Annotated in this window: 22 protein-coding genes and 1 tRNA gene; 13 read left to right on the top strand and 10 right to left on the bottom strand. The window is 64.9% G+C overall.

Annotated elements, in window-relative coordinates; genetic code table 11:
* Nucleotides 1-504: 504 nt before the first annotated feature.
* The 6 genes from hisA (at nt 505) to aqpZ (ending at nt 4,363) form a co-directional block, all read left to right on the top strand.
* Nucleotides 505-1,230: a 1-(5-phosphoribosyl)-5-[(5-phosphoribosylamino)methylideneamino]imidazole-4-carboxamide isomerase gene (gene hisA / locus G455_RS0116555; RefSeq protein WP_028094713.1), complete on the top strand. Its 726-nt coding sequence runs from the start codon at nt 505-507 to the stop codon at nt 1,228-1,230.
* Nucleotides 1,231-1,287: 57 nt separating this feature from the next.
* Nucleotides 1,288-1,575 (top strand): hypothetical protein, encoded by a 288-nt coding sequence (locus G455_RS24445; RefSeq protein ID WP_051312582.1) that lies wholly within the window; start codon nt 1,288-1,290, stop codon nt 1,573-1,575.
* 86 nt (nt 1,576-1,661) lie between these two features.
* The gene (locus tag G455_RS0116545) at nt 1,662-2,099 is read left to right on the top strand and encodes a DUF2867 domain-containing protein (RefSeq protein ID WP_028094712.1); all 438 of its coding nucleotides are present in this window, start codon (nt 1,662-1,664) and stop codon (nt 2,097-2,099) included.
* A gap of 174 nt (nt 2,100-2,273) precedes the next feature.
* Nucleotides 2,274-3,077: an imidazole glycerol phosphate synthase subunit HisF gene (hisF, locus tag G455_RS0116540; RefSeq protein WP_028094711.1), complete on the top strand. Its 804-nt coding sequence runs from the start codon at nt 2,274-2,276 to the stop codon at nt 3,075-3,077.
* Nucleotides 3,077-3,391: a phosphoribosyl-ATP diphosphatase gene (locus G455_RS0116535; protein WP_028094710.1), complete on the top strand. Its 315-nt coding sequence runs from the start codon at nt 3,077-3,079 to the stop codon at nt 3,389-3,391. The genes hisF and G455_RS0116535 overlap by 1 nt, the downstream gene beginning before the upstream one ends.
* A 285-nt stretch (nt 3,392-3,676) precedes the next feature.
* Nucleotides 3,677-4,363 carry an aquaporin Z gene (aqpZ, locus tag G455_RS0116530; RefSeq protein WP_028094709.1) on the top strand — a complete coding sequence of 229 codons (687 nt, stop codon included), beginning with the start codon at nt 3,677-3,679 and terminating at the stop codon, nt 4,361-4,363.
* A 111-nt stretch (nt 4,364-4,474) separates the two neighbouring features.
* On the opposite strand, the gene G455_RS0116525 is transcribed toward aqpZ, so the two are convergent.
* Nucleotides 4,475-5,458 carry a TauD/TfdA family dioxygenase gene (locus tag G455_RS0116525; RefSeq protein ID WP_028094708.1) on the bottom strand — a complete coding sequence of 328 codons (984 nt, stop codon included), beginning with the start codon at nt 5,456-5,458 and terminating at the stop codon, nt 4,475-4,477.
* A 249-nt stretch (nt 5,459-5,707) separates the two neighbouring features.
* On the opposite strand from G455_RS0116525, the gene G455_RS25705 reads away from it, so the two are divergent.
* The gene (locus G455_RS25705; RefSeq protein ID WP_051312581.1) at nt 5,708-6,304 is read left to right on the top strand and encodes a TetR/AcrR family transcriptional regulator; all 597 of its coding nucleotides are present in this window, start codon (nt 5,708-5,710) and stop codon (nt 6,302-6,304) included.
* Nucleotides 6,305-6,323: 19 nt separating this feature from the next.
* On the opposite strand, the gene G455_RS24435 is transcribed toward G455_RS25705, so the two are convergent.
* The 3 genes from G455_RS24435 to rlmB all read right to left on the bottom strand — a co-directional run bounded on the left by G455_RS24435 (nt 6,324) and on the right by rlmB (nt 8,395).
* Nucleotides 6,324-6,746 (bottom strand): CoA-binding protein, encoded by a 423-nt coding sequence (locus G455_RS24435; RefSeq protein WP_035366917.1) that lies wholly within the window; start codon nt 6,744-6,746, stop codon nt 6,324-6,326.
* A gap of 180 nt (nt 6,747-6,926) precedes the next feature.
* Nucleotides 6,927-7,376 carry a YHS domain-containing (seleno)protein gene (locus G455_RS0116510; RefSeq protein ID WP_028094707.1) on the bottom strand — a complete coding sequence of 150 codons (450 nt, stop codon included), beginning with the start codon at nt 7,374-7,376 and terminating at the stop codon, nt 6,927-6,929.
* A 245-nt stretch (nt 7,377-7,621) separates the two neighbouring features.
* Complete coding sequence (rlmB, locus tag G455_RS0116505; protein ID WP_028094706.1) at nt 7,622-8,395, bottom strand: 23S rRNA (guanosine(2251)-2'-O)-methyltransferase RlmB; 774 nt, start codon at nt 8,393-8,395, stop codon at nt 7,622-7,624.
* A gap of 113 nt (nt 8,396-8,508) precedes the next feature.
* Between rlmB and G455_RS26450 the strand changes: the two genes are divergently transcribed.
* Together G455_RS26450 and G455_RS24430 are read left to right on the top strand one after the other, a co-directional pair.
* Nucleotides 8,509-8,592, top strand: a tRNA-Tyr gene (locus G455_RS26450).
* A gap of 207 nt (nt 8,593-8,799) precedes the next feature.
* Nucleotides 8,800-11,112: a response regulator gene (locus tag G455_RS24430; RefSeq protein WP_051312580.1), complete on the top strand. Its 2,313-nt coding sequence runs from the start codon at nt 8,800-8,802 to the stop codon at nt 11,110-11,112.
* A 43-nt stretch (nt 11,113-11,155) separates the two neighbouring features.
* Here G455_RS24430 and G455_RS24425 read toward each other — a convergent pair whose 3' ends face one another.
* Together G455_RS24425 and G455_RS0116490 are read right to left on the bottom strand one after the other, a co-directional pair.
* A complete protein-coding gene (locus G455_RS24425; protein ID WP_161629404.1) occupies nt 11,156-12,019 on the bottom strand; it encodes an alpha/beta hydrolase in 864 nt (287 codons plus the stop codon).
* An 84-nt stretch (nt 12,020-12,103) separates the two neighbouring features.
* A complete protein-coding gene (locus G455_RS0116490) occupies nt 12,104-12,628 on the bottom strand; it encodes a DUF2478 domain-containing protein (RefSeq protein WP_028094705.1) in 525 nt (174 codons plus the stop codon).
* Between the two features lie 137 nt (nt 12,629-12,765).
* On the opposite strand from G455_RS0116490, the gene G455_RS0116485 reads away from it, so the two are divergent.
* From G455_RS0116485 to G455_RS0116475, 3 genes are read left to right on the top strand one after another with little or no spacing between them, the layout of a single operon-like run.
* Entirely contained in the window at nt 12,766-13,170 is a 405-nt protein-coding gene (locus G455_RS0116485; protein ID WP_028094704.1) for a PaaI family thioesterase, read from the top strand.
* 4 nt (nt 13,171-13,174) lie between these two features.
* Nucleotides 13,175-13,837, top strand: coding sequence for a DNA-3-methyladenine glycosylase I (locus G455_RS0116480; protein ID WP_028094703.1), 663 nt, complete (start codon nt 13,175-13,177; stop codon nt 13,835-13,837).
* 4 nt (nt 13,838-13,841) lie between these two features.
* Nucleotides 13,842-14,534, top strand: a complete 693-nt coding sequence (locus G455_RS0116475) for a hypothetical protein (RefSeq protein WP_028094702.1) — start codon at nt 13,842-13,844, stop codon at nt 14,532-14,534.
* Between the two features lie 392 nt (nt 14,535-14,926).
* Here the strand turns inward: G455_RS0116475 and G455_RS0116470 are convergent, their stop codons facing one another.
* The 4 genes from G455_RS0116470 to G455_RS0116455 all read right to left on the bottom strand — a co-directional run bounded on the left by G455_RS0116470 (nt 14,927) and on the right by G455_RS0116455 (nt 17,860).
* A complete protein-coding gene (locus G455_RS0116470; protein ID WP_028094701.1) occupies nt 14,927-15,334 on the bottom strand; it encodes a c-type cytochrome in 408 nt (135 codons plus the stop codon).
* A gap of 11 nt (nt 15,335-15,345) precedes the next feature.
* Nucleotides 15,346-15,798 carry a c-type cytochrome gene (locus G455_RS0116465; protein WP_051312578.1) on the bottom strand — a complete coding sequence of 151 codons (453 nt, stop codon included), beginning with the start codon at nt 15,796-15,798 and terminating at the stop codon, nt 15,346-15,348.
* 99 nt (nt 15,799-15,897) lie between these two features.
* On the bottom strand, nt 15,898-16,581 hold the full coding sequence (locus tag G455_RS0116460; protein WP_028094699.1) for an ABC transporter ATP-binding protein: 684 nt from the start codon (nt 16,579-16,581) through the stop codon (nt 15,898-15,900).
* The gene (locus tag G455_RS0116455) at nt 16,574-17,860 is read right to left on the bottom strand and encodes a lipoprotein-releasing ABC transporter permease subunit (RefSeq protein WP_028094698.1); all 1,287 of its coding nucleotides are present in this window, start codon (nt 17,858-17,860) and stop codon (nt 16,574-16,576) included. Before G455_RS0116455 ends, G455_RS0116460 begins: the two co-directional genes overlap by 8 nt.
* Before the next feature lie 277 nt (nt 17,861-18,137).
* Here G455_RS0116455 and G455_RS24420 point away from each other — a divergent pair, with 277 nt between their 5' ends.
* Nucleotides 18,138-18,485 carry a hypothetical protein gene (locus G455_RS24420; RefSeq protein ID WP_154664410.1) on the top strand — a complete coding sequence of 116 codons (348 nt, stop codon included), beginning with the start codon at nt 18,138-18,140 and terminating at the stop codon, nt 18,483-18,485.
* The last annotated feature ends 23 nt before the right edge of the window (nt 18,486-18,508 follow it).

Raw genomic sequence — 18,508 nt, 5'->3', positions numbered from 1 at the left:
GATAGATGCTCCGCTCGGCGCAGATGCGCCGCATCTTCGCGGTATCCTCGGGGCTGGCGAACTCTTCGCTGATCCTCTTCGACCCGGTCAACCTCAGGGCGCGGTTCACATGGCGGATCGACGGGAACCCGCAAATCTCGGCAATCTTGACCCAGGACGCCCCGCAGGCTGGCCCGCAGCGTTTCGCCTTCTCCGCAACCGCATCCAACATCCAATCGCCATTTTTTGCAGGCTCACCCCGCGCATGCACAGGAACGGGTTCAGCGCCAAGAAGACGGAGGCGGAATCCTTGACAAACCAAGACCGATAAGGCGTCTCGTCTTCGTCGGAATAAAAAACAGGAGTTTCTCCAAGACCTACGCCCCTGCCTGCCCACCAAAGCCTGGAGACAGGCTGCAAGGGGCACAAGGTCAAGGCAGCGCGGTCCAACCAACGCGGCGCGCGTTGCATTTCCCCCCGCCCCGGTGCAATACCGCGCCAACCCCTCAGCGAAAGGCCGAAGCCATGATCCTCTACCCCGCCATCGACCTCAAGGACGGTCAGGCCGTTCGCCTGCTGCGCGGCGAGATGGAGAAAGCCACCGTCTTCAACGACGATCCCGCCGCCCAGGCCCGCGCCTTTGTCGAGGCGGGCTGCGACTGGCTGCATCTGGTGGACCTGAACGGGGCCTTCGCCGGTGAGCCGGTGAATGCCGCCGCGGTCGAGGCGATCCTGGCCGCCTGCCCCGGCACTCCCGCCCAGCTCGGCGGCGGCATCCGCGACATGGCGACGATCGAGGCCTGGATTTCCAAGGGGCTGGCGCGCGTCATCCTCGGCACGGTGGCGGTGGAAAACCCCGATCTGGTGCGCGAGGCCGCCCGAGCCTTCCCCGGCAAGGTCGCGGTGGGCATCGACGCCCGGGGCGGCATGGTCGCGACCAAGGGCTGGGCCGAGGAAACCAATGTCGACGCCACCGATCTGGCACGCTCCTTCGAGGACGCGGGCGTCGCCGCCATCATCTATACCGACATCAACCGCGATGGCGCCATGCAGGGCCCGAATATCGACGCCACGGCGGCGCTGGCCCGCGCGGTGTCGATCCCGGTGATCGCCTCGGGCGGCGTCAGCTCGATCGCCGATCTGGTTGCTCTGCGCGACTGCGGTGCCCAGCTCAACGGTGCAATCTCCGGTCGCGCGCTCTATGACGGTGCCATCGACCTGAAAGAGGCGCTGGCCACTCTCAAGGGCTGATCCTTCCAACGCCGAGGGGCGCGCCAGGCCGGCCCCTCGCCCTGCCCCCTCGGTGTCATGCGCCTGCTCTCCCGCCTTCTGGCCTGCGCCACCCTCGCACCGATCCTGGTCTGGCTGGGCACCCTCGGCCTCACCCTGATCCTCGCCGGCCCGATGGGCTGCCGGATCGACGAGGGCAGCAGCCATCCCTGCATCATCCTTGGCCACGATCTCGGCGACACCGCCTATAGCCTCGGCATGATCTCGGCCTGGGGGCTGTTCTTCCTCGCCCCCCTCTCCTTCACCGCCGGGCTGCTCTGGGGTCTCACAACTATGCTGCGCCGCCTGCGGCGCCCGCGCGGCTGATCCCGCACCCGAGACGATCTGCCGCCTTCTCCGATCATCCTTCCCATGCTCAGCTCAAGCCACCCCATGGCCCAAGGAGATGGTAGATGACCACCACCAGCCTGCCCCGACATGCCCATATCTGGCCGCGCGTCGCCCCTGGCGACTTTCTCGACACCTACAGCATCGCCACCCCGCTCAGCGCGCGCCAGGCACTGGAACTGGCACTGCGTTCTCCCAACTGGGCGCAATCGCTGCTCAGGCTGCGCGATGCGCTGGTCCGCCCACTCGGCCTGAAGACCGCCAGCAGCAACGGCCAGTTGGGCTTTCCCGTGGAGTATGAGACCGAAGAGGAGGTTCTGATCGGCATGGACGACCGCCATCTGGATTTCCGCATCACCGTGCTCAAGCAGGACGGCATCGTGCATATCGCCACCTGGGTACATCGCAACAATGCGCTCGGCCGGGTCTATCTGGCTCTGGTGATGCCGTTTCACAAGCTGATCCTGCAAAGCGCCGTCAAGCGCATCGCCGCCGCCGGCTGAACTCACCCTCCGCCGCGCCCTTTTTCTGGCCGAAAATATCCCCGCCGGAGGCCGCGCCCGGCAGGGCGCGTCTCTGTCGCCCGCCACAGGCCCCACCCTCGCCTCCCTTCGACCCCCATCCCCCCTTTCCCCTCTGCCCCCCCGGCGCTATGAAAGCGACAAAGGAGCGGCCCCATGCTGAAAACCCGCATCATCCCCTGCCTCGACGTGGCCGACGGTCGCGTGGTCAAGGGTGTCAACTTCGTCGATCTGGTCGATGCCGGCGATCCGGTCGAGGCCGCCAAGGCCTATGACGCCGCCGGCGCGGACGAGCTTTGCTTTCTCGACATCCACGCCACTCACGAAAACCGCGGCACCATGTACGATCTGGTGCAGCGCACGGCAGAGCAATGCTATATCCCGCTGACCGTGGGCGGCGGGGTCCGCACCCGGGACGACGTGCGCAAACTGCTCCTTGCCGGGGCCGACAAGGTCAGTTTCAACTCCGCCGCCGTCGCCGACCCCGATGTGGTGGCCGAGGCCGCCGATCACTTCGGCAGCCAGTGCATCGTCTGCGCCATCGACGCCAAGACCATCGAAACGGATGAAAACGGCATCGGCACCCGCTGGGGCATCTTCACCCATGGCGGGCGCAAGGCGGCGCTCGATGCCGATGGCAATCCGATCGACGCGGTGGAATTCGCCCGCACCGTGGTGGCCAAGGGCGCGGGCGAAATCCTGCTGACCTCGATGGACCGAGACGGCACCCGCGCGGGCTTCAACCTGCCCCTCACCCGCGCCATCGCCGATGCGGTCGAGGTGCCGGTGATCGCAAGCGGAGGCGTCGGCAATCTGCAACATCTGGTCGAGGGCGTCACCGAAGGCCACGCCAGCGCGGTTCTCGCCGCCTCGATCTTCCATTTCGGGGATTACACCATCCGCGAGGCCAAGGACTACATGGCCGCCGCCGGTATCCCCATGCGGCTGGAGTTCTCCTGATGCACATTCTCGATCAACTGGCCCAGACCGTGGCCGAACGCGCCTCGGCTGATCCCGAGTCGAGCTGGACCGCCAAGCTGCTCGCCAAGGGCCCGGAGAAATGCGCCGAGAAATTCGGTGAGGAGGCCGTCGAGGCGATTATCGAAGCGGTCCGGGGCGACAAGGAGCGACTGGCCTCCGAGGCCGCCGATACGCTCTATCACATGCTGGTCATGCTGCAGGCGCGCGATGTCCCGTTTCAGGCGGTGCTAGATGAGCTCGCCCGTCGTCAGGGTATGAGCGGCATCGCCGAAAAGGCCGCCCGCAAGAGCTGAGCCCTGCCCTTCGGGCTGGACCGCGCCCCGGGGATCGGGGCGCGCGGGTCTCGCCACCGAAGTGATCTCCTCCCCCCACCAATCTGCATGCCCGATCGGGGCGCCGAAGGCTGTCTGCCCCGGCGCATCGCGGCTGTGGCCGGGTCCGCGACCTGCGTCCGTTCATCGGGATCGGCTGAAAATTGCCGCAGGCCGGCAAGGCGGCGCCGTCGGATGAAATCCCCTGTTTTCAAAAAGCGTTAACTCTGTTTTCCACCACGTTTGTTAATGAGTGAAAGGTATGAAATGCAAAAGCAACTTACGGCCGAGTTCTTCGGCACGTTCTGGCTGGTGTTCGGGGGCTGTGGTAGCGCCGTTTTCGCCGCCACCTTCCCCGAACTGGGCATCGGTTTTGCCGGCGTGGCACTGGCCTTTGGACTGACCGTTCTGACTATGGCCTATGCGGTCGGTGGCATCTCGGGGGGGCATTTCAATCCGGCTGTTTCGATCGGACTTGCCGTAGCCGGGCGTTTCCCGGTGGCGAAGCTGTTGCCCTATGTCATCGTGCAGGTGCTGGGTGCCATCACCGCTGCGGCGCTGCTCTATATCATCGCCTCGGGCAAGGCGGGCGCCGAGCTGGGCGGTTTTGCCGCCAATGGCTATGGTGAGCATTCGCCGGGCAGCTATTCCCTGATATCGGCGGCGCTGATCGAGACTGTGCTGACCGGCTTCTTCATCCTGATCATCCTAGGCTCGACCCACGGCCGGGCGCCCACCGGCTTCGCTCCGATCGCCATCGGTCTGGCGCTGACCCTGATCCACCTGATCTCGATTCCAGTGACCAACACCTCGGTCAACCCCGCGCGCTCGACCAGTCAGGCGCTCTTTGTGGGCGACTGGGCGTTGGGACAGCTCTGGCTGTTCTGGGTGGCGCCGATCGCCGGGGCCGTCCTGGGGGCCCTGATCTGGACGATCTTCGGCGAAGAAAAGTAATCGCCCTGGCATGGCCCCGCCGAAGCAGGCGGGGCCTTCCTTATGAGAGGCAGGGCCAAGGCCCGGCTCAACTCTTCCGGTCAGGAAGGCCGACCGGACAACGGCGCCCGATCAATAGGCGCCCTCGGGGATCGGGAAGCCATTGCGCCCCGGGAACTCCGGCGCCAGTTCGCGCGCGTTGGGCATCTTCACCCAGAGCCGCAGCAGCTTCCGCATCTGTTCGGGATCGTCGGAATCCTCGAACGAATTGCGCGAATGCAGCACCGCGTAATTGTTGGCGAATTGCAGATCGCCCGGCTCCAGCATCATATCCAGCCGCAGCCGGTTCGACATGATGATCTCGTCGAAGAGATCGAGGGCCTCGATCTCGACCTTCGACAGCGGCGCCTGCATGATCTCATGCCCCAGTTCCAGATATTGCCGCAGATAGCGGCAGCTCAGCTTGCCCTTGTTGAAGCTGAAGATCGGCGACAGGCTCGGCATGTCTTCGCACAGATGCGAGAAATACCAGGGCCGGTAATAGAGCCCCAGGTATTCGCGGTGGTTTTCCAGGATCTCGTTATAGATTGCGGCGACGCTGATCAGGCTGCTCAGCCCGCCCTGCTTCGCCTTGCGGATCGACAGCAGCCCCACCATGTCCGACGGATCCGAGTGATAAGGCAGATAGAGGTTGGTCTCGTAGACGCGGGTTTCCTTCTTCTTCGCGTCGCCCACCGCCATGACCTTGCCGATCAGATCGCCGCGCGGGTTCTGCCCCACCGGCTGCCCCATGTGCAGGCCGATCGCGTAATAAAGCGTGTTGATCTGCTCTTCGCTGTACCGCTCGACCGGCAGGCCGCGCAGCACGCAGAAACCGCGGCCATTCTCCAACTCGTCCGAACATTGGGCCAATAGCGCCTCGAGCCCGCCCAGCGGGAAATCTGCCTTGGTGAAATGCGGGAACCGCAGCCCCTTCGCCTCAAGCCCGGCCAGAGCGGCATCAATGGCCGCGATATCCTCGGCGGACAACGGATGGATCCAACTGTCGTCATTGGCGAAATCCCCGCCCACCCAGGCCGCCGGCGTGGTGATCTTCTCGGTCAGAACGATGCTCATCTCGTCTCCTTTCGAACGTCCGGAACGCGGCAGGAGCCGGTCGCGCGCCCTCCGCGCGATGCGCGGCGACTCTGCCGAGAATCTCCATACCATTCGGTATAGACTTCGGGGCTTGATGCCCTCCGGTCAATCCACTTTCGCAAGATGCGCGCGAAATGCCGCCCTAAGGGGTGACGCCCGCCTGCCGCTCCGGTTAGGAAGGATGCAGTCCATGATCTTTATCAAACGACCCCGGACAGGCGGCAGCAGATGACTCAGGCAAAAAACACCGAGGCCCTCGGCACCGGCCGGCTGAAGGAGGATCGCCTGTCCCAACAGGACTGGCTGGATGCCGGGCTCACGCTTCTCGGCCAGACCGGGCCCGGCGGGCTCAGGATCGACCAGCTCTGCAAGGCTCTGAAGGTTACGAAGGGCAGCTTCTACTGGCACTTCCGTGATCGGCACGATTTCCTGGGGCATCTGTTCGACCACTGGCGCCGGCGCGAAACCACCGGGCTGATCCGCCATGTCGAGACCACCTATAACGCAGCGCCAGATCGCATCTGGCATGTGGTCGAATTCGTCACCCTCGGCACCTATGACGTCGGCACCGAGGTGGCGATGCGTCAATGGGGCCAGAGCGATCCCGAGGTGCGCGAGGGGCTGACGCGGGTCGATGCCGAACGCCTGGAGTTCTTCACCCGCCAGTTCGAAGCCTGCGGGTTCGATCCCGAAGCTGCGCGGCTGCGCGCCATCTCGGTCTATTCCTTCACGCTGAGCTGCGGCTACATGCTGACCGGCGAGACGCGAAACCAACTGCGCCTGCGGCTGCGCCAAAGTGTCGATCTTCTGCTGGTCCGCGACTAACCGCGCCCGTCGGCCCCGATCAGCCGATCAAGCGGGAATATTCGATCTTGGGGCAATGATTCTGGATCACGGTGACACCGCGATCCTCGGCCTTTGCGGCGGCCGCAGCGTTTTCGACCCCGAGCTGCATCCAGATCACCTTGAGACCGGGAAATGCGGCAAGCGCCTCATCGACCACCGGCGGCACCGCTTCGGAGCGGCGAAAGATATCGACCATGTCGACCGGCATGTCGATATCGGCCAGTTGCGCCACGACCTGCTGGCCCCAAAGCGTCTGACCGGCAAGACCGGGGTTGACCGGGATCACCCTATATCCCTTTTCGGTCAGGAACTGACCGACCTGAAAGCTGGGGCGTTCGGGGTTGGTCGAGGCCCCCACCAGCGCAATGGTGCGGGTTTGGCGCAGTATATCGGCAAGCAGGGTATCGGAATAATCTGTCATCAGGGCACCTTAGACGGATCGCGTGGCAGAAAAAAGCGCCCAAAGCGGGGAAGCTTCGGGCGCCAGTCTTGGAACGAGGGACAGTGAAATGACCTGCGGCAGTTCCGGTCCGCGGTCACTGTGTGATTTAGGCATCGTCTTGCGAAAAAGAAGACTCAGTCGCGATTTCGTGAAATGACATCACCGGAAAAGCGCGGCCGGCCAGTTCTTATCGCCACGCGCGACGAAACCCGCGGGATCTGTCGCCCAAAGATTGAACCGGCGAGCGTCGTGAATCAGATAGAGCTTGCCGCCGACGATCCGCCAAAAGCGCGGATCGCTGCCAGAGACAGAGCCCGAAGCCATGGCATAGGCGCAATAGCCACCATATTGCGGCGCATAGGCATGGGGATCGGCCTCGAACCGTTCACGATTGCCGTGGTCGACGAACCGCCAGATGGCCCCGCGCCATTTCACCGCGATCTCCGGACGGCCGCGCAGCGGCTCCCCCTCGACAAAATAGGCGACCACGTCATAACCCGACACCGCCACCCCGTCATGCGTATAGAAAAGGGCCTTGCCACCCGCCCGCGCCACTCCAGCGAAAAGCAGGAGAAACAGACAGGCGGACAAGATCGGGCGAAAACGCATGATAACAGGACTGAAGCTCTGGACAGGAGAGGTGTGCCATAAAATGCCGTTCGGGGACATCTGTGCAAGACCCCGATGACACGCTTGTGAAACCGCCCCCCCCCCCAAGATCGGCCGAAAAGCTCTCGACCGGATCGGCACCCTCCGCCCGGCAGAGACCCGCACGGCGTCTGGCCCCGCGCGGGTGTCATCTGTACAGAAAGTGCCGATTTTCACGGCCCGTGGCGCGCGCCCTCTCCTCTCAATCAGTGGGCTTGAGAGGCATAGAGGGCAATCGCCGCCGCGTTGGACACATTGAGCGATCCGAAACCGCCGGCTGCGTCGATCTTGACCAGCTTGTCGACCGTCTCCTTGGTCTTTTCGCGCAAGCCCGGGCCCTCAGCCCCCAGCACCAGTGCCACCGCATCGCCGCGCCGCCCCTCCATCGCCTGTTCGATGGTTTCCTCCGCCTCACCATCGAGACCGAGGACATAAAAACCCATGCGCTGCAATTCCTCGATGGTTTCCGCCAGGTTGCGCACCCTGAGATAGGGCTGGCGCTCCAATGCGCCGCTCGCCGTCTTGGCCAGCGCCCCAGTCTCGGGCGCCGAATGATGTCGCGTGCCGATCACCGCCGAGGCGCCCAGCACCTCGGCGCTGCGCAGGATGGCGCCGACGTTGTGCGGATCGGTCACCCGATCGAGCAGAATCACCCGCGGCGCCTCACGGCCAATACAGTTTTCGGCCAATCCGCCCCAGGCCAGCGGCTTGACCTCAAGCACCGCGCCCTGATGCACAGACCCCGGGTCGATCGGCGCTGAGAATTTGCGGGCATCGATCACCTCGGGGGTGATTCCGGCCTCGGCAATCGCATCCGCCAGCTTGTCTTGGGCATTCAGCGTCACGATCAGCTTCAGCTTCTCCCGGCGCGGGTTCAGCAGCGCGTCGCGCACTGCGTGCAGACCGAAAAGCCAAACGGTTTCCGCCCCCGAGGCCTTGCGCGCCTGTTCCTTTTCGATAACCCACTTCGGTTTTTTCATGGTCTTCCCCGGCTCTCTCCGCAAAGGCTGAAAAATTGCGGTTTTTCCTGTTGACGCCCTTCGGCCACGCTAGTAATCACGCCTCCACAGCGGGCGCAACAGCGCACGTGGATGGGCGACAGGCCGCAAGGTGTGGCAGGGGACTGTAACTCCCTCGCGGAGACGCACGCCTGGTTCGATTCCAGGGTCGCCCACCATCCTCTCCCGCTGGACAAAGGTTTTTCCGATAAAATTCAAGACAATAAAGCTGCATGCCGCGTTTGCTGAGGTGCCGGCTTGTCTTCTGCTGGGCTCTCTGAATCAAATGAAGCCCAAGCATACATATTAGTATTTATGTAAGATCCCTTTACCGTAAATTAGCGATTTTACGGCCCAATCCCCAAACGCACCGAAGGGAGAGGCCGATGTTCGAAGGCAGGCTGAAAATTTGGATCTGGTCGGCTCTGGTTCTGGCCATGGTCGTTTTCATCGCAGGCCGGCTCATCGAGAACGCCCGCCTCAGCGTCACCGAATCCACCCTGAGTTCGACCGCCTCCTCGCATGCGCAAAGCTGGTATACGCACTATATCCTGCATGAACATGTGGTCGCGGGGTTGCTGGATCAGAGGAGCGGCGCTCCGGTCCATCCGCGAGTCCAGCGGGACGCCGACGCCTTCGGCGATGTCCTGGCCTATCGCATCTACGATCGTCTGGGCCGGCTGGTACTGACCTCAACCCGCCTTCCGGAAGAGGACAAGACACCCGAACCCCTGTCCTTTCCTGACGGCCTTGGCAACAAGGCCGTCGACGCGGTTCTGGCCGGCGCGCCCCAAATCACCGAAATCAACGGCGCCCCCGGCAAGGCCTCGGCGCCGCGCTACTCCCGCAGCGTTCTGCCGATCGTGCTGGACGGGGAGATTGCCGGTGCCGCCGAGGTCTTCGTCAACATCAGCGACGCACGAACGACCATTTCCTCGGCGTTTCGCAGTTTCAGCATCATGCTGGTGACCATCCTGACCCTCGCCAGCCTGATTCCGATCTCCGCGCTCACCTATACCGGCTGGCGCATGGCAATCATGAACCGCGATCTGACCCGCGCCCGCGACGCTGCGCGCCACGCCGAAGATGTCAAGTCGCGGTTCCTCGCCAACATGAGCCATGAGATTCGCACACCGATGAACGGCATCATGGGCATGGCGGAGCTTTTGAACGAGACCAAGCTGAACGACGAACAACGCAGCTATGCCTCGACCATCCTGGGTTCTTCCTCGGCGCTGCTGACGATCATCAACGACATTCTCGACTTCTCAAAGATCGAGGCCGGCAAGGTCAACATCATGCAGGCCCCTTTCGATCTGCATAATTGTGTCCAGGATGCTGCCGATCTGCTGTTCCCGGCGGGGTACAGCAAGGGGGTGGAGCTTTGCGTCGACTTCCAGAAGCAACTGCCCGCCTGGGTGGTCGGCGACGAATCGCGGCTCAGGCAGTGTCTGCTGAATGTCGCCGGCAACGCGGTAAAATTCACCGAAGAAGGCCATGTCACCATCCATGTCATCGAACTGCCGGGCGAACGGTTCGAAATCTCGGTCAGCGACACCGGGATCGGCATTCCGGAGGACAAGCTGGACGCGATTTTCCGCGACTTCGAACAGGTGGATGAAGATGACACCCGGTCGCGCGCAGGCACCGGGCTGGGCCTGGCGATCACCCGGCGCCTGCTCCGCCTGATGGGCGGGGACATCACGGTGGAAAGCACCCCCGGCCAGGGGTCCTGTTTCCGCATGGTGCTGCCGCTCAGCGAAACCGAACCGCCGCAACATCAAGAGGAGCGTGTGTCGGCCCTGTTCTTCGATCCCGACACCCTGCGCGGCAAGCGCGCCGTGGTGGTCGACGATCTGGAGGTCAACCGCCGGATCCTGACGGCACGGCTGAACGGCTTCGGCATGGAAAGCGTTGCCTTCGACAGCGCCCACGCCGCGCTTGACGCCTTTCGCGCCAACCGCATGCCGATGCCCGACATCCTGATCTCGGACCACCACATGCCCGGCATGAACGGCGCCGACCTGCTGCATGCCCTGCGCGATCTGCCGCAAACCCGAAAGCTGCCCTTCATCATCCTGTCCTCGGGCGATCTGGAAGTCTTGCGTCAGGAGCTGACAAAGGATGATGTGGAGCTCTGCCTGAACAAGCCGGTGCGGACCGACCTGCTGTTCCGCAGCCTATGCCATGCAATCCTGCATGACGATCCGACAGCCCGGACCAGCACCACCGCCCCGGCGCTGCACACCCCGGAACCGCGTTTGCCGCTGCGCGTCGGCGTTGCCGAAGACAACAAGACCAATCAGTTGATCATCCAGAAAATGATCGGTCGCCGGGTCGACAAGATCACCAGTTGGGCGAACGGACAGGAGGCAATCGACGGCTACCTGGAAACACGCCCCGATCTGATCCTGATGGATGTGTCGATGCCGGTCAGGGGCGGATTGTCCGCCTCGGAAGAAATTCGGGCGCTGGAACGGGCCCAGGGCCTGCCGCCCGCGATCATCGTCGCGCTGACCGCCCATGCGATGCCCGAGGATCGGGCCCGCAGCGAGGCCGCCGGGATGGATGGCTTCCTGACCAAACCGGTGTCGAAAAAGGACCTTATCAATATCCTGGAAGACACCACGCGGCGGCTCCAGCGCCGGCATACGGCCGATGCGGATGACCACCCGCTGCGTCAGACCGGAGCTGTCTGATCCCTCTCCTCCCCGGCCGGCTCCTTCGGTCCGGCCGAACCGCCTAAGTGAGGGTCACCATCCGCGCGATACGCTGCCCGGTCATCGACCCACCGGGGGCCAGTTCGTCCAGAATATCGAAATGATCGCGCCCCGGGAAACGCTCCATGCTGATCCGGGTCAGATCCCGCCCCCAAAGCGCGGCCAGCGCATCGCTTTGGCGCCGGAACGCCTCTGGTTCGTCAGCGCCGATCATCAGATGCACCGGCCGGTCCGCCGCCGGCAGATACAGAAGCGGAGACAACGCCTCGACATCCGCCGGGGTCATCCTCATCGCGTCATTGACATAAGAGGCTGCCACCGGCGCCAGATCATAGACCCCGCTGATCAGCACATACCCTGCCAGAGCCGCCGGCAAATCCTCTCCCGCAAGACCGGCCAGCACACAGGCGGCCAGATGCGCCCCCGCCGAATGCCCCGCCAGAACGATCCTGTCCGGATCAATGCCATAGAGGCCAGCATGGGCGCGCAGGTGGCGCAGTGCTGTGCCGAGCTCCTGCAGGATCTCTGCCAGCGTCGCCTCTGGGGCAAGCGTGTAACCCATCCCCACATGCGCCCAGCCCGCCGCCGCGAAAGCCCGCGCCGCGAAGCCCGATCCGGCCTTGGACCCCTCTTGCCAGAAGCCGCCATGCACGAAGACCAGACAGGGCGTACCTGTCCCCGCGCCGGGCGCCGTCACATCATAGGCCTGCCGCGCCCCGTCGCCATAGGCCACATCCCGCCAGCACCGCAGCCCCTCTGCCGTGCCCAAATCGGCAGTCGTTTCCTCATGTCGGGTCAGAACACCGATGGCATCCTTGGCCGACAGGCTCGGCGACAATTGCCGATCCAGCTCGTCCCGGCTCAGACGGGTATAGGGCACACGCACGAACGATCCTCCGGCCGCCTGATGCGACGGGCCGAGCGTTACGCGATGTCGCCGCCCGGATAAAGTCGTAAGCAGGGCCCGAGGTCAGGCCGCCGTCGCATCGGCGCTGTGAACGCGCGCGAACCAGGCATCAAGCGCAGCGGGATCATGCTCCAGCTCCTCGGCCAGATCGCCGGCGAAGGCCAGAAACCCCGGCAGGTTGCTGTCATTCACCCCCAAGAGCACCGGAATGCCACGCCCCAGTGCCTCACCGATCAGCGGGCGGAACCCCCGCCCCTCGGCCTCGTGCTTGCCGAATTTGTTGATCATCAGCAGCGCCGGCGCCCGATCCAGCAGCGGTTCCACCGCGCCCACCGCCCCTTCCAGGGCCGAGGTATCGAGCCGGCAACCACTGGACCCCGCTCCCAGCGATTGAGAAATCCGGATCACGCCACCTTCGGGCAACAGCCGCAGATCCATGTCGCAGACGCAGCCCTCCGCCGCGCCACCGCTGTTGTATTGCACCACACCGGCCAGCGGCACCCCCGCCCCGAGCAGCCGGTCGGCGAACCCCGCCAGCAACAGATCGGCAGCCCCCCGTTCGGGATTGAGAACATAGGCCAGATACATCGGCAGCCCCTCCATCATCGGCGAAGGCTAGCAGTTTCCTCCCCCGGCCACCAGCGTGGCCGGATCGCCGAATCCCCTCGACGCGCCCGGCGCCCCGAGGATAGGCTCCGGCCGAGCACGCAGGGGAAAGGCCCGCCATGACACCGCAGATCGCCCAGACCATCTTTGCCGAAAACTTCGCCGACTGGGTTCAGGCGCTCGATCTGAAGGTGATCGAGATCGACGCAGAACACGCCCTGATCCGCATGCCCTTGGGCGATCATCTGTCCCGCGTCGGAGGCATCGTCTCGGGGCAGGCGCTGGCCGCGCTGGCCGATACCACCATGGCGCTGGCGGTGATCGCGCATTTCCCCGAACCGCGGCCCTTTGCCACCACCGATCTGCACACCCAGTTCCTGCGCCCCGGGGTCGGCACAGCGATCCTGTGCCGGGCCGAGGTGGTACGTGCCGGCAAATCCCTGGTCTTCGCCCGCGCAGAAATGACCGAAGAGACCAGCGGCAAGGCCGTCGCCACCGCCACGGCCACCTTCTTTGCCGGTTGAGCTCATGCGCAGCTTCGATGAAATCTTCGCCATCGCAGCCGATCGCCACGGCGGCCCCCAGGCGCTGGAGGCGCAGCTTCCCCGCCCGCTGCCGCCCGAGGCGCTGGCCCGCCTGCCCGACGACCGCTGGCTATCGGTGATGACGAAATGCATTTTCCAGGCCGGATTCAACTGGAAGGTGATCGAGGCGAAATGGGACGGGTTCGAGACCGCCTTCGACCACTTCGACCCTGCCGCCTGCGCCTTCATGGACGATGACCGCTTTGACGCCATCCTGCGCAACCCCGATGTGGTGCGCAATGGCGCCAAGCTCGCCACCGTGCGGGAAAACGCCGCCTTCCTGCTGCGGCTGCGTGCCCAGGGCGGCGCCGGCACGATCCTCGGCGGCTGGCCCTCGACCGATTACATCGGGCTTCTCGACCTGCTGCGCAGCGAAGGCGCCCGGCTTGGCGGCATGACCGGGCAATACGCGATGCGTTTTGCCGGCCGTGACAGTTTCATCCTGTCGCGCGATGTCAGCGCCCGGCTGATCGCCGAAGGGGTGATCGACAAGCCCGCGACCTCGAAAACCGCGCTGCGCCAAGTGCAGGCCGCTTTCAACAGCTGGATGGACCAGTCCAGCCGTTCGCTGACCGAAATCAGCCGCACCCTGGCGATGAGCCTGTGACCCCATGCTCCGTGCGCCCCTCGCCCTCCTGCTGATCGCCCTGCTGCTGGTCTCCGGCTGCGGTCGCCGCCTCTCCCCGCAAGAGATCGCCTTCGCCCGAACCCTGCAGGGCGATGCCACCGATTACGCCCGCGTTCGGCTGGTCAAGGGCGCCCCCCTCGCCCCGATCACCTTCCAGCGCAAGCCGCGGCCACGGCTGACCTGCCGCGAACGCATCATGCCGCCCGAAACCGGCGAGATCGTCACCGCCAAACCCGCGGCGGTAACGCTCTTCAACCATATCCTGTTCACCCGTGACTGGTATCTGCCCGATTACCTGCCGCGTTATCCGCGCCTGCTCTACCTCAGCGAGGCCATGCTCTTCGCCCATGAGATGACGCATGTCTGGCAATGGCAGAACCGGACCGAAACCGGCTACAGCCCCCTCGGCGCCGCCGCCGAACACCGTGGCACCGATGACCCCTACCTCTTCGATCTGACCGGCGCCCCCGATTTCCTCAGCTTCGGCTACGAACAACAGGGCGCGATCATGGAGGAATACGTCTGCTGCCGCGCCCTCGCCCCCCAGGCGCCGCGTACCAAACGCCTGCATGCGATGCTGGCCGGCGCCATGCCGGTGGCGCCACTGCCGCAAAGCCGCCAGAGCGATGTGATATTGCCCTGGCGCGGGGTGGAACTGACGGGCATCTGCAGCTGATCCTCCGCCCCCCTCGAGAAAATGGGATGGGCCCGGCAGCCCCTTCTCGCCGTTCCTGGCGAGCGCACCAGATATTATGGCCCCTTATGGCTCCGCCGATTCACGCCTGTAGTCGAGTGACGCAGAAGGCGCCCGCGGGATCGTCTGCCCCACCTGTCCCCGAGCCTCCCCACATTCGTCGCTGAAGCAGGGCCGGACAGAAAACCCTCCAAGGGGCACTTTCCGCATGGCCTCCCCTGGGCTACGCCCGCTCACGGCTGGAAACAGTCCACAGGACTGTTTTCCTGGCGCCGCTCGCTCCACCCTCTTTTTCTGGCTGCAAATATCCCGGGGGGGGGGCCGCAGGCCCTGGGGGGCAGAGCCCCCCGCCTCGACCGCCCGACAACCTGCGCTCAATCCTTGGCCTGGATGCTTTCCAGATAGGCCAGAAGTGCCGCCAGGGGCCGCGGCGTCGGCGTCATCGTACCGTCGACCTCGACCGGCACCAACTCCCCTTCCAGCAGCGCGCCGTACTCGGGCATCACATCCGCCGCCTTGCCCCGGCCATAGCCGTCGATCTGAGACAACACCCTGGCACGCGGGAATTCGCCACCGTTGCGCAGGGCGATCCGCGTCAGATCCGGCGCCTCCACCCCGGAGGACAACATCCCGCCCTCGCCGCGATAATCATGACAGACCGTGCAATTGTCGGCAAAAAGCGCAGCGCCCTCCTCCGGCCCGGGCATGAGATCCTGCCCGGCAATACAGGCGGCCAATACGGCCAGAGCGGGAAGAACGATCAGAAAACGGTCGATGGTCATCGAAAAGCCTGTCACTTGCTTTGAAGAGTTTCGAGATAAGCCAGCAGATCCACGATCGGCTGGGTGGTCATGATCTGCCCCCCATCGGGCAGGCGCAACATGCGTCCGGCACCTTCGAAGAACGGCCCATAGACCGGCATGGCGCTGCCATGGGCGACCAGAGGATCGGTGCCATCGATTCGCCGCACCACCCGCTGCACCGGGAACACGCCCCCCTCCGCCAGCGCCAACGCCGTCAGATCGCTCGGACGGATCGACAACGCCCCTGCCATCGGCCCCTCACCTGTCGCCTCGCTGCCGTGGCAGGTGGCGCAATGGACGGCATACAGATCAGCACCACGTCGGGCGGCCGCTCCGCCTTCCTGCGCCTGTGCCAGACCGGCAGTCAGGCACAGAACCACCCCCGAGACCGAACTCGGGGCCACTCGCCCCGCAAGGGAGAGGATGCGATGAGTGACGCGCATGGGGGCTCTCCTGGTTTCCCGAAGGATTTCACGCTGCTACCGGACAGAACCATAACCCAGCGCCGCCCCGAAGGCCACGCCGCAGCGCGGCCACGGCGCTCACGCCGGGCGCACCAGCCCCGCCTCGAGCCGCACCACACGATCCATTCGACTGGCGAGCTCCATGTTATGGGTCGCGATCAACGCGGCGAGCCCGGTTTCCGCCACCAGCGCCATCAACACCTCGAACACCCGGTCCGAGGTCTCGGGATCGAGGTTGCCAGTGGGTTCGTCGGCCAGCAACAGTTTCGGCCCGTTGGCCATCGCCCGGCAGAAGGCCACCCGCTGCTGCTCGCCGCCCGACAGCTCGGCCGGCCGGTGATCGGCCCGCGCGCTCAACCCCACGCGTGCCAGCAAATCCGCCGCCCGCGCCGCCGCCGCCCGGCGCCCGGCGCCATTGGCCAACTGGGGCAGAATCACATTCTCGGCTGCAGAGAATTCCGGCAGCAGGTGATGGAACTGATAGATAAAGCCGACATCGCGGCGCCGTACCGCCGTGCGCGCCCGGTCCGACCGACCGGCCATATCCTGCCCCGCGATCTCCACCCGGCCCACGTCCGGGGTGTCGAGAAGCCCGGCGATATGCAGAAGGGTCGACTTCCCCGCCCCCGAGGGCGCCACCAGCGCCACCGTCTCGCCCGCGGTCAGCGCCAGATCGACGCCGCGCAGCACCTCGACCGCGCCCGGCGTTCCCTGCAGATACCCCTTGGCCAGCCCGTCAAGCCGCAGCACCGGATCATTCATAGCGCAACGCCTCCACCGGGTTCATCCGCGCCGCCCGACGGGCGGGAAAGATCGTGACGATGAAGGACAGACCCAGCGACAGGATCACCGCCTTCATCACATCCCAAAGATGCAATTCCGCCGGCAGCGAATAGATGCCGCGGATCGCCGGATCCCAGACGCCGCCGCCGGCCACATAGTTCACGAAGGAAAAGATCGGGTCGATATAGATGGCAAAGAGGCAGCCCAGCAGCACCCCCATGGCGGTGCCGATCAGCCCGGTGAAAGCGCCGCAGATGAAGAACACCCGCATCACCGATCCCTCGCTCAGCCCGATGGTGCGCAGGATGCCGATGTCGCGGCCCTTGTTCTTGACCAGCATGATCAACCCGGAGACGATGTTCATCGTCGCGATCAGCACCAGGATCGACAGGATCACGAACATCACGTTGTCCTCGACCTGCAGCGCCCGCAGAAACCCGCCCGAGGCATCGCGCCAGGTCCAGACCTGAACCGCCTCGCCCGCCGCCTGACGCAAGGGCGGGATCATCGCCTCGACACGCTCGGGCTCGGCGATCATCACCTCGATCTCGTCCGCCACGCCTTCGCGGTTGAAATATGATTGCGCCTCGGCCAGTGGCAGATAGGCCCGCGTCCGGTCGATATCCCAGCGTCCGGCGCTGAAGATATAGGTGACGGTATAGACATTGACGCGCGGGCTGGTGCCCATCGGGGTCCGCACCCCATCGGGCGAGATCAGCTTGATCCGGTCGCCCACCATCACCCCCAGCTCCTGCGCCACGCCCGAGCCGATGGCGATGCCGGCCGGGAAATCCGCCAGATCGCCCCGCGCGTGTTCTCCATCCGCGATTGCCGGCAGGCTGGCCAGATCAGCCGGGGTGATGCCATAGACCTCCACCCCCGAATTGCGCCCGCGATAGGAAATCATAACTTGCCCGCGCACCGTCGGCGCCGCCCGGGTGACGCCCGGCACACTCGCCAGCCGCCCGGCCATCGCCTGATAATCGGCGATGGTGCGATCAAAGGCGCCCTGTTCGGTTACCCGCCCCGGCCCATAGATGGTGACATGGGCATTGGCGCCCAGGATGGTGCCGACGAATTCCGACCGGAAGCCCGAGCGGACCGCAAGCGTCGCGATCAGCGCGAAGACCGCAAGGGTGATGCCGATCAGGCTGATCCAGGTCATCACGCTGACGCCCCCCTCGGCGCGGCGCGCCCTGAGATAGCGCCAGGCGATCATCCATTCGAAAGGGGCGAAAGGGGCGGTATGGCCGGCCATGATCTCCATCCTGCTGATGCCGGCGCGACCCTGCTTGAGCAGCCCGCGACGGTCAAGGCCGGATCCTCAGGCGCTGCCCTGGCGGCGATCCGGCGGGCGCTTTCCCGCTGGTTTCCGATCTGTGGACAAAAAATGATACACCGCCTGACTAACGCCGGATTTCGCCACAATTCCCCCTCTCAATCGCCTCACTTTGAATTAAAATTTTCCTTGCAGCCAAAACCGTCCCAGACTTGTCCGATCAAGACAAGGAGGGGAGATTGGCATGGAGGAGACAATGCGTTCCACTCTACACCCCGCCCCCCAGGGCGGCCTGCCGGTTCCGGCACTGCCGGATCCCGACCATCCGGCAATCGACAGTGAATCGGCGGCACTTCTGCGCGGCTGGCTGCAGCCGCTGATCGCCGACAGCCCAAGCTGGCCCGCGCTGGAACAGGCGCTGGCGGCCCATGGCTATGGGCTTGCCTTCCGCAATGGCAGGCTGTGCCTGATGCGCGATGACGTCTGCCTGTGCTCGATGCGCTTCGTCGGTGTCGGGCTACGCGATCTGGCGCCCCGCCTCGGGCGCCCGACAGTGCGGCCACAGCCCGGCGCTGCCTGCGGCATGCTCTGCCCGCGCCCCTGATCAGGCCGGAGGCCGGCCCATGC

Source organism: Pseudodonghicola xiamenensis DSM 18339 (assembly GCF_000429365.1).
GTDB lineage: Bacteria > Pseudomonadota > Alphaproteobacteria > Rhodobacterales > Rhodobacteraceae > Pseudodonghicola > Pseudodonghicola xiamenensis.
The sequence above is the reverse complement of the archived record's forward strand: the minus strand, read 5'-3'. Positions and strand labels throughout refer to the sequence as shown.